The organism is Streptomyces viridosporus (genome assembly GCF_002078235.1).
Taxonomy (GTDB): domain Bacteria; phylum Actinomycetota; class Actinomycetes; order Streptomycetales; family Streptomycetaceae; genus Streptomyces; species Streptomyces viridosporus.
This window is the reverse complement of record NZ_MSGP01000608.1, coordinates 1-9,910: the sequence shown is the minus strand read 5'-3', so window position 1 is coordinate 9,910 and position 9,910 is coordinate 1. Positions and strand designations below refer to the sequence as shown.

At 71.1% G+C, this 9,910-nt stretch carries 8 protein-coding genes; all 8 read right to left on the bottom strand.

What is annotated here, in order from left to right; genetic code table 11:
- Nucleotides 1-69: 69 nt before the first annotated feature.
- A complete protein-coding gene (locus B7L92_RS34165) occupies nt 70-1,353 on the bottom strand; it encodes a thymidine phosphorylase (protein ID WP_081241122.1) in 1,284 nt (427 codons plus the stop codon).
- Between the two features lie 83 nt (nt 1,354-1,436).
- The gene (locus B7L92_RS34160; protein ID WP_081241121.1) at nt 1,437-1,841 is read right to left on the bottom strand and encodes a cytidine deaminase; all 405 of its coding nucleotides are present in this window, start codon (nt 1,839-1,841) and stop codon (nt 1,437-1,439) included.
- On the bottom strand, nt 1,838-3,112 hold the full coding sequence (locus B7L92_RS34155; RefSeq protein WP_081241120.1) for an ABC transporter permease: 1,275 nt from the start codon (nt 3,110-3,112) through the stop codon (nt 1,838-1,840). The genes B7L92_RS34160 and B7L92_RS34155 overlap by 4 nt, the downstream gene beginning before the upstream one ends.
- Nucleotides 3,109-4,248 (bottom strand): ABC transporter permease, encoded by a 1,140-nt coding sequence (locus tag B7L92_RS34150; protein WP_081241119.1) that lies wholly within the window; start codon nt 4,246-4,248, stop codon nt 3,109-3,111. The genes B7L92_RS34155 and B7L92_RS34150 overlap by 4 nt, the downstream gene beginning before the upstream one ends.
- A complete protein-coding gene (locus tag B7L92_RS34145) occupies nt 4,248-5,825 on the bottom strand; it encodes an ABC transporter ATP-binding protein (protein WP_081241118.1) in 1,578 nt (525 codons plus the stop codon). The genes B7L92_RS34150 and B7L92_RS34145 overlap by 1 nt, the downstream gene beginning before the upstream one ends.
- A gap of 214 nt (nt 5,826-6,039) precedes the next feature.
- Nucleotides 6,040-7,092 (bottom strand): BMP family lipoprotein, encoded by a 1,053-nt coding sequence (locus B7L92_RS34140; protein ID WP_081241117.1) that lies wholly within the window; start codon nt 7,090-7,092, stop codon nt 6,040-6,042.
- Nucleotides 7,093-7,385: 293 nt separating this feature from the next.
- On the bottom strand, nt 7,386-8,444 hold the full coding sequence (locus B7L92_RS34135) for a BMP family lipoprotein (RefSeq protein WP_081241116.1): 1,059 nt from the start codon (nt 8,442-8,444) through the stop codon (nt 7,386-7,388).
- A 270-nt stretch (nt 8,445-8,714) separates the two neighbouring features.
- The coding region (locus B7L92_RS34130; RefSeq protein ID WP_107501700.1) for a M20 family metallopeptidase at nt 8,715-9,910 on the bottom strand (1,196 nt) is incomplete at its 5' end.

Here is a 9,910-nt window from a genome sequence, read left to right as displayed (position 1 = left end):
TCCTCGCTCGGGTGAACGGGACCGGTGGGGGCCCACCGATCCCGTTCACCCGAGCGAGGAAACCCCGGGTCAGGCGATACGTTCCAGCACCACCGGCGACGGCGTGAAGTCGGTTCCGGGGGCGGCGACGTCGTACGCGTCCTCGAGCGCCCCGAGGGCGTACGCGAAGCGGTCCGGGGTGTCCGTGTGCAGGGTCAGCAGGGGCTGGCCCTCGGTGACCGGGTCGCCGGGCTTGGCGTGGAGCTCGACGCCCGCGCCCGCCTGCACCGGGTCCTCCTTGCGGGCGCGGCCCGCGCCGAGGCGCCAGGCGGCGACGCCGACGTCGTAGGCGTCCAGGCGGGTGAGGACGCCCGAGGCCGGCGCCTTCACCACGTGCTGCTCGCGGGCCGTCGGCAGGGGCGCGTCCGGGTCGCCGCCCTGGGCCGTGATCATGCGGCGCCAGACGTCCATCGCGGAGCCGTCGGCCAGGGCCTTCGCCGGGTCGGCGTCCTTCAGTCCGGCGGCGTCGAGCATCTCGCGGGCCAGGGCGAGGGTCAGCTCGACGACGTCCGCCGGGCCGCCGCCCGCCAGCACCTCCACCGACTCGCGGACCTCCAGCGCGTTGCCGGCGGTCAGGCCGAGCGGGGTCGCCATGTCGGTGAGCAGGGCCACGGTCTTCACGCCGTGGTCGGTGCCCAGGCCGACCATCGTCCGCGCCAGCTCCCGCGCGTCCTCGATCGTCTTCATGAAGGCGCCCGAGCCGACCTTCACGTCCAGGACCAGCGCGCCCGTGCCCTCGGCGATCTTCTTCGACATGATCGAGGAGGCGATCAGCGGGATCGCCTCCACCGTGCCGGTCACGTCGCGCAGGGCGTACAGCTTCTTGTCGGCCGGGGCCAGGCCGTCGCCCGCCGCGCAGATCACCGCGCCGGTGCCGTCCAGCACGGAGAGCATCTCCTCGTTGGAGAGCAGGGCGCGCCAGCCGGGGATCGACTCCAGCTTGTCCAGCGTGCCGCCGGTGTGGCCGAGGCCGCGGCCGGACAGCTGGGGGACGGCCGCGCCGCAGGCGGCGACCAGCGGGGCCAGCGGGAGGGTGATCTTGTCACCGACGCCGCCCGTGGAGTGCTTGTCGGTGGTGGGGCGGGACAGGGACGAGAAGTCCATGCGCTCGCCGGAGGCGATCATCGCGGCCGTCCAGCGGGCGATCTCGCTCCGGTTCATGCCGTTGAGGAGGATCGCCATCGCGAGGGCCGACATCTGCTCGTCGGCCACCTCCCCACGGGTGTACGCGTCGATGACCCAGTCGATCTGCTCGTCGCTGAGTTCGCCGCGGTCCCGCTTGGTGCGGATGACGGAGATGGCGTCCATGGCCATGGATGGCGTTCCTTCCGGGGTGAGAAGGGGGCGGCCCCTCCGGCCGACGGTGTGGCGGTCGCTCGGAGGGGCCGTTTCGGGAGTTACTTGGTGAGGTGCTGCGGGCCGAAGGCCTGGGGCAGCATCTCCGACAGCGGCAGGATGCCCGCCGGGGTCTCCAGCAGCAGTCCGGGGCCGCCGAACTCGTACAGCAGCTGGCGGCAGCGGCCGCACGGGACGAGGATCTCGCCGTTGCCGTCCACGCAGGTGAAGTGCGTGAGCCGGCCGCCTCCGGTGCGCTGCAGCTCGGAGACCAGTCCGCACTCGGCGCACAGGCCGACCCCGTAGCTGGCGTTCTCCACGTTGCAGCCGGAGACCGTGCGCCCGTCGTCGACCAGGGCGGCGACGCCGACCGCGTAGCCCGAGTAGGGGGCGTAGGCGTGGGACATGGCCTCCCGGGCGAGGGCGCGCAGCGCGTCCCAGTCGACGTCCGTCGCGGGCGGGGTCACTTGCCCTGTCCCTTCCGGTACGGCATGCCGTCCGCCTTCGGCATCCTCAGCCGCTGGGCGGACAGGGCGAGGACGACGAGGGTGATGACGTACGGCGTGGCGGAGACGACCTGGTTGGGGACCTCGTTGGTGCCGGCGTACCAGGCGAAGACGAGGGCGCCGACGACCAGGGTGATCACCGCGTGGACGTACTTCTTGCGGACCGCCAGCCAGATCGCGCCGATGACCAGCAGCAGCGCGCCGAGCAGCAGCAGGGCGTGCACGTTGGCGGAGCCGCCGCGCAGGTTGAGGCTGTCGGTGTAGCCGAAGAGGCCGGCGCCGATGGCGAGGCCGCCCGGCATCCAGTTGCCGAAGATCATCGCGGCGAGGCCGATGTAGCCGCGTCCGCTGGTCTGGCCCTCCAGGTAGAAGGGGTTGGCCACGATGGACAGGAAGACGCCGCCGAGGCCGGCCAGGGCGCCGGAGATGATCACGGCGAGGTACTTGTACTTGTAGACGTTGACGCCGAGGGACTCGGCGGCCACCGGGTTCTCGCCGCAGGAGCGCAGCCGCAGGCCGAAGGCGGTGCGCCACAGGATCCACCAGGTCGCGGGGATGAGCGCGACGGCGATCAGGGTCAGCCAGGAGACGTTGGTGACCAGTCCGCCGAGCAGGCCCGCGATGTCGGAGACGAAGAACCAGCCCTTGTCGTTGAGGTCCCGCAGCGCGTCTGAGAGGCCGGGCACGGTGAAACTGCCGAGGGACTCGACCGCCGGGGACTGCTTGGCGGAGCCGCCCTGGTGGCCCTCGAAGGCCAGCGGGGCCAGGTAGCGGGTGGCGCCGAGGGCGAGGATGTTGATCGCCACACCGGAGACGATGTGGTTGACGTTGAAGGTGACGGTGACCAGGGCGTGCAGCAGGCCGCCGAGCGCGCCGCCGATGAGGCCGACGAGGACGCCGGTCCACGGGCCCCACTGGAAGCCGGCCCAGGCGCCGAACCAGGTGCCGAGGATCATCATGCCCTCGAGGCCGATGTTGACGACACCGGCGCGCTCGGCCCACAGGCCGCCGAGGCCGGCGAGGCCGATCGGGACGGCGAGCTGGAGCGCGGTGGACATCTGGCTGACGTTGGTGATGCCGTCCGCGCCGGTGATCAGGCGGACGATCGAGGTCAGGGCCAGGGCTCCGGCGATGACCAGGAGCAGCACGGGCCACGACATGCGGCGGCCGGTCGGCGCCGCGGGCTGCAGCGAGGGCTGGTTGACGTCGGTCGCTGTGGTCGGAGCGGTCATCGGCCGGCCACCTCCTTCGTGGTGGTGTTGGCGGCGCCGGCGACGGCGCCGCCGAGGACGTGGCCCGCGGCGAGTTCCGCGCCGACCCGGCGCTGCTGGCGGCGCAGGCCCCACTCACGGACGGCCTCGTAGGAGACGACGACGGAGAGGACGATCAGGCCCTGCATGATGACCGCGATCTCCTTGTCGTAGCCGTGGAAGTCCAGCTCGGGCGAGGCCTTGTCGAGCCAGGCCCACAGCAGGGCGGCGAAGGCGATGCCGACCGGGCTGTTGCGGCCGAGCAGGGCGATGCCGATGCCGAGGAAGCCGATGCCGGTGGGGAAGTTCAGGCTGTAGGTGTGGGTGTCGCCGAGCAGGATCGGCAGGCCCGCGAGTCCGGCGATGGCGCCCGAGAGCAGCATGGCGGTGAGCACCATGCGCTTGGGGCTGACGCCGCTGGCCGCGGCGGCGGACTCCGAGGCGCCGGAGGCGCGCAGGTCGAAGCCGAAGCGGGTGCGGTTGAGGACGACCCAGTAGCCGATGCCGAGCAGCACGGCGAGGATCACCAGGCCGTAGATCTCGCCGGCCTCGCCCATGTCGATGCCGGGGACCCAGCCGGACTCGTGCATCTCGCCGGTGGTGTTGTTGTTGCCGACCTTGACGCCGAAGACGGTCGGCAGCCACAGGTAGCCGATGACGGAGGTCGCGATCGCGTTGAGCATGATCGTCGCGACGACCTCGCTGACGCCGCGGGTGACCTTGAGGACGCCGGCGATGCCGGACCAGAAGGCGCCGGTGAGCACGGCGGTGAGCAGCAGCAGCGGGATCTGCAGGACGGCCGGGAGGGCGGCGTGGGCGCCGACGATGGCGGCCGCCATGGCGGCGAGCTGGTACTGGCCGTCGACGCCGATGTTGAACAGGTTCATCCGAAAGCCGATGGCCACCGCGAGGGCCGCGATGTAGTACATCGAGGCCTGGTTGATGATCAGGACCTGGATGTCGGAGAACGTCGCCTGCTCGAACATCAGGGCGAACGGCTCGACCGGGTTCTTGCCGGAGGCGATCAGCACGATCGCGCTCAGCACGAAGGCCACGGCGAGCGCGATGACCGGTCCGGCCACTGCGAGGAGCACGCGCTCCCTGTCGAACTTCTTCATCAGCGGGCCTCGTCTTCCGGAGACTCGGAGGACCGGGAGGGGCCGGCCGAGGTCTCGGGGATCTCTTCGTGTTCGAGGTGTCCGGAGGCCGCACCGGTCATGGCGGTGCCGAGCTGCTCCGGGGTGATGGTGGCCGGGTCGGCGTCCGCGACGAGCTTGCCGTCGTAGATCACGCGGAGGGTGTCGGACAGGCCGATCAGCTCGTCCAGGTCGGCGGAGATCAGCAGCACGGCGAGGCCCTCCCGGCGGGCCTCGCGGATGTGGTCCCAGATGGCGGCCTGGGCGCCGACGTCCACACCGCGGGTGGGGTGGGCGGCGATCAGGAAGCGCGGCCCGTGGCTCATCTCGCGGCCGACGATCAGCTTCTGCTGGTTGCCGCCGGACAGGGAGGCCGCGGTGACGTCGATGCCCGGGGTGCGGACGTCGTACGTCGTCACGATCCGGCGGGTGTCCTCCTGGGCGGCCTTCGGGTCCAGCCAGACGCCCTTGGCGTTGGGCCTCTCGGTGACGTGGCCGAGGATGCGGTTCTCCCAGAGGGGGGCCTCCAGGAGCAGGCCGTGGCGGTGGCGGTCCTCGGGGATGTAGCCGATGCCCTGCTCGCGGCGCTTGCGGGTGGGCAGCGCGGTGATGTCCTCGCCCAGGAAGCGGATGGTGCCGGAGTCGGCGTGCCGGAGCCCGATGAGCGCGTCGACCAGCTCGGTCTGGCCGTTGCCCTCGACGCCTGCGATGCCCAGGACCTCGCCCTCGTGGATGGTGAAGGTGATGTCGTCGAGCAGGGCCTTGCCCCCGGGGGCCGCCAGGCGCAGCTTGTCGACGGTGACGACCGGGCGGTCGGTGACCGTGGACTCGGCCGTCTCCGGGGTGGGCAGTTCGCTGCCGACCATCATCTCGGCGAGCTGGCGGGGGGTGGTCTCGGCGGGGACGGCGGTGCCGACCGTGGTGCCGCGGCGGATGACGGTGATCTCGTCGGCGACGGAGAGGACCTCGCCCAGCTTGTGGGAGATGAAGATGACCGACAGGCCCTCGGACTTGAGCCCGCGGAGGTTCTCGAAGAGGGCGTCCACCTCCTGCGGGACCAGGACGGCGGTGGGCTCGTCGAGGATCAGGGTGGTGGCGCCGCGGTAGAGGACCTTGAGGATCTCCACGCGCTGGCGGGCGGCGACGCCGAGCTCCTCGACCAGCACGTCGGGGCGGACGCCGAGGCCGTAGCGGTCGGAGATCTCCTGGATCTTGCGCCGGGCCCTGGCGCCGATGCCGTACAGCTTCTCGCTGCCGAGCACCACGTTCTCGAGGACGGTGAGGTTGTCGGCGAGCATGAAGTGCTGGTGCACCATGCCGATGCCGCGGGCGATGGCGTCGGCCGGCGACGAGAAGGCGACCTGCTCGCCGTCGATCGCGATGGTGCCCTCGTCCGGCTTCTGCATGCCGTAGAGGATCTTCATCAGCGTCGACTTGCCGGCGCCGTTCTCGCCGACGAGGGCGTGGACGGTGCCCTTGCGGACGGTGAGGTGGATGTCGTGGTTGGCCACGACGCCCGGGAAACGCTTCGTGATCCCGGCGAGTTCGACGGCGGTCACCGGTTCGTTGACCGCCGCTCCGGCCGGAGGGCTGCTGGACGCGTTGATGGCGCACTCTCCTGGGGACGGGGGCCTTCTACGCGCGTAGCGCCCCTACGGCATACAAAAGGGCGGCACCGCACACCGACGGGGTACGGGGAGCTCGGCTCCCCGTACCCCGTCGAGCGGACGCAACCCCGCGGTTACCTGCTGCTCAGGGTCGTTCAGGGGACTCTCAGCTCGACTTGACCTTGATCTCGCCGCTGACGATCTTCTCCTTGGCCGTCTTGATGGCTTCCTGGAGCTCGGCGTCGTCCGCGAACTTCGGGTTGGAGTTCGACAGGCTCACCTCACCCGTCTTCAGATCGCCCTTGACGATACCGGTCGCGGGCTTGCCGTCCTCGACCGACTTCGCCAGGTTGTACACCGCCTTGGCGACGTCCTTCATCGCCGAGGTCAGGATCGAGTCCTTGTACTTGGCGAGGGCTTCCTGCTTGTACTGGTCGGAGTCGACGCCGATCGCCCACACCTTGTTGGCGGCGGCGGCCTCGATCACGCCCTGCCCGGACAGACCGGCGGCCGCGTAGACGACGTCGGCCTTCTTCTCGATCTGGCCCTCGGCGGCGCTCTTGCCCTTGTCGGGGCTGGAGAAGCCGCCCTCCTCCGCCGTCTGCGTCAGGAACTGCGAGATCACCTTGACCTTGGGGTCGGTGTCCTTGACGCCCTGCTCGAAGCCCGCGCGGAACTTGTGGATCAGCGGGATGTCCACACCGCCCACGAAACCGACGGTCTTGGTCTTGGTGGTCTCGGCGGCGGCGACACCGGCCAGGTACGAGGCCTCCTCCTCGGAGAAGACCAGGTCGGCGACGTTCTCCGCCTCGACCGTGGCGTCGTCGACGATGCCGAAGGTGGTGTCCGGGTACTTCTCCGCGGCACCCTTCACGGCGGCGGCGTAGGCGTAGCCGACGCCGATGACCGGGTTGTAGCCCTGCTTCGCCAGCGAGACCAGGCGCTGTTCCTTGTCCGCGTCCGTCTCGCCGTCGGTGGGCTCGACGTCGGCGGTCTCGTACTTGAACTCCTCCTTGGCCTGCTGCAGGCCCGCGAAGGCGGCGTCGTTGAAGGACTGGTCGCCCCTGCCGCCGACGTCGTAGGCGATGGCCAGGCCCTTGTCGCCCTTCGACTCGGACGACGAGCTCGAGGAGGTCGAGGTGCCGCCGCAGGCGGAGAGGGCGAGGGCCAGGGAGGCGGTCGCTGCGCCTGCGACCGTGATCCGGGAAATCCGGCGCATGGTGTGGTGCTCCTGTCGTACAAGCGCCGGACGGTTCAGCTGCGGCGCTGGCTTCGCCGCACATTAACGCGCGTAGACCTGCCTGAAAACCCCTTCTGTCCACCTTGTTATGCGGCCGTGCCCAAGCTGTCGTGGAGCCCTGGTCACGGTATCGCCGACCGCGCAGGCGGGGTGGCGGTGGGTGACGTGCACGGGTGTCCACGGACACGCGAGGCGGGCGGGCGCCCCGGGGCACCCGCCCGCCTCGTGCGGATCCGTCGCGGCCGGCCCGCGGGGCGGCCGCGGCCGGGGCCCTACTCCGTCTTCACCTTGATGGAACCGTCGATGATGCCTTCCTTGGCCTTGGCCACGGCGTCCGTCAGGCCGGGGACCTCGGCCATCTTCGGGTTGCTCTCGGACAGGCCGACGCCGTTCACCTTGAGGTCGAACACCTGGGTGCCGGTGCGCGGCTTGCCCTCCTCGACGGACTTGGCGAGGGCGTACACCGAACCGCCGACCTCCTTGGTGGCGGAGGTGAGGATGAAGTCCTTGTACTTGGCGAGGGCTTCCTGCTGGTACTGGTCGGAGTCGACGCCGATCGCCCAGACCTTCGCCTTGGCGGCGGCCTCGATCACGCCCTGCCCGGACAGACCGGCCGCCTGGTAGACGACGTCGGCCTTCTTCTCGATCTGGCCCTCGGCGGCGGCCTTGCCCTTGTCGGGGCTGGAGAAGCCGCCCTCCTCCGCCGTCTGCGTCAGGAACTGCGAGATCACCTTGATCTTCGGGTCGGTGTCCTTGACGCCCTGCTCGAAGCCCGCGCGGAACTTGTGGATCAGCGGGATGTCCACACCGCCCACGAAACCGACGGTCTTGGTCTTGGTGACCTTGGCGGCGGCGACACCGGCCAGGTACGAGGCCTGCTCCTCGGCGAAGACGAGGGAGGCGACGTTCTCGCCCTCGACCACGGAGTCGACGATGCCGAAGGTGGTCTTCGGGTACTTCGCGGCCACGGCCTCCATCGCGGGGCCGTAGGCGAAGCCGACGCCGATGACGGGGTTGTAGCCCTGGCGGGCCAGCGAGGCCAGGCGCTGCTCCTTGTCCGCGTCCGTCTCGCCCTCGGTGGGCTCGACGTCGGCGGTCTTGTAGCCGAACTCGTCCTTGGCCTTGCTGAGACCGGCGAACGCGGCGTCGTTGAAGGACTGGTCGCCCTTGCCGCCGATGTCGTAGGCGATGGCGAGGCCGAGGTCCTCCTTCTTCCTGGAGTCACCGCCGCCGTCTCCCTTGTCACCGCTGGTGCCGCCGCAGGCCGTGGCGGCGAGTGCGAGTGACGCGACCCCCACCGCGACGCGGGCCAGTCTGGATGTCCGACGCATCTGAAGTTCCCCATTCTCCAAAGCCCCGCAGCGGGCGCTCGGTTCGGCGCACATTAACGCGCGTAGAAACTCCTGGGAACGGGGTTCCGCGGGGCCGTTATCCATTCGTGCCGATGGCCGGTTGTGCCCGGGTGAACCAGGGGGCCGCGGAGGGGCGGAAGGGGCGATCGGCGCGGCACGTGCCCCGCGCCGCCCCTCCCCCGCCCGCGCGGTAGGCGGTCGTCGGAGCGGGCGGAGGAGGCGCGTCGGGGCCGCCGGGAGGGGGCGGGATCAGCGCAGGGCGTCGAGGAAGGCGGCGGCGGTGAAGAGCTCCACGCCCACGGTGATGGCGTGCTCGTCCACGTCGAAGTCGCCCTGGTGCAGGTCGCGCACGGTGCGCTCACCGGGAGGGCGGACACCGAGGCGGGCCATGGCGCCGGGGACGTGCTCCAGGTACCAGGAGAAGTCCTCGCCGCCCAGGCTCTGCTCGGTGCCCTCGACGGACTCCACTCCGCGCCGGGCGACCATGGCGTCGCGCAACAGCGCGGCGGCCCCGGCCTCGTTGACGACCGGCGGCACGCCGCGCACGTAGGTGATCTCCGATTTGGCGCCGTGCAGGTTGGCCACCTCGTCGATGGCCGCGACCACGATGTCGGGGGCCTGCCGCCAGGTGTTCAGGTCGAGGCAGCGGACGGTGCCGGACAGTTCGGCGTGCTGCGGGATGACGTTGGGCGCGTGGCCCGACTCGACCCGGCCCCAGGTCACGGCGAGTCCGCTGCGGCTGTCGACGCGCCGACCGACCAGGGCGGGCACGTCGGTGACCACGCGGGCGGCGGCGGTGACCAGATCGGTGGTCAGGTGCGGGCGGGCGGTGTGGCCGCCGGGACCGTCGAGGGCGATCTCCAGCCGGTCGCAGGCCGAGGTGATGGGCCCCTCGCGCAGTCCGATCCTCCCGGCGTCGACCCGGGGGTCGCAGTGCACGGCGAGGATCCGTCCGACGCCGTCGAGCGCGCCGTCCGCGACGGCGTCGACGGCGCCGCCGGGCAGCACCTCCTCGGCGGGCTGGAAGATCAGCCGCACGGGCCGGGGCAGCAGGCCCTGGCGGTGCAGTTCGGCGAGGACGAGCCCGGCGCCGAGCACCACGGTGGTGTGCACGTCGTGGCCGCAGGCGTGCGCGCGGTCGGGCACGGTGGAGCGGTACGGGCACTCGGTCTTCATGTCGGGGATGGGCAGGCCGTCGATGTCGGCGCGCAGGGCCAGCACCGCCGCGTCGGTGCCGGCCTCGTCGTCCGTCCCGATGTCACAGATCACACCGGTCCCGCTGGAGAGTACCCGCGGTTTCAGGCCGGCCCGCTCCAGCCGTTCCTTGATCGCGGCGGTCGTGCGGAACTCCTGGTTGCCGAGTTCCGGGTGCATGTGCAGGTCGCGGCGGAAGGCCACGAGCTCGGCGCGCTGCCCGAAGCCCTGCGCGCCGAGCTCGTGGCCTT

Coding starts and splice junctions, on each gene's coding strand:
- B7L92_RS34165 (WP_081241122.1), bottom strand. CDS start 1,353: ATGGCCATGGACGCCATCTCCGTCATCCGCACCAAGCGGGACCGCGGC.
- B7L92_RS34155 (WP_081241120.1), bottom strand. CDS start 3,112: ATGACCGCTCCGACCACAGCGACCGACGTCAACCAGCCCTCGCTGCAG.
- B7L92_RS34150 (WP_081241119.1), bottom strand. CDS start 4,248: ATGAAGAAGTTCGACAGGGAGCGCGTGCTCCTCGCAGTGGCCGGACCG.
- B7L92_RS34140 (WP_081241117.1), bottom strand. CDS start 7,092: ATGCGCCGGATTTCCCGGATCACGGTCGCAGGCGCAGCGACCGCCTCC.
- B7L92_RS34135 (WP_081241116.1), bottom strand. CDS start 8,444: ATGCGTCGGACATCCAGACTGGCCCGCGTCGCGGTGGGGGTCGCGTCA.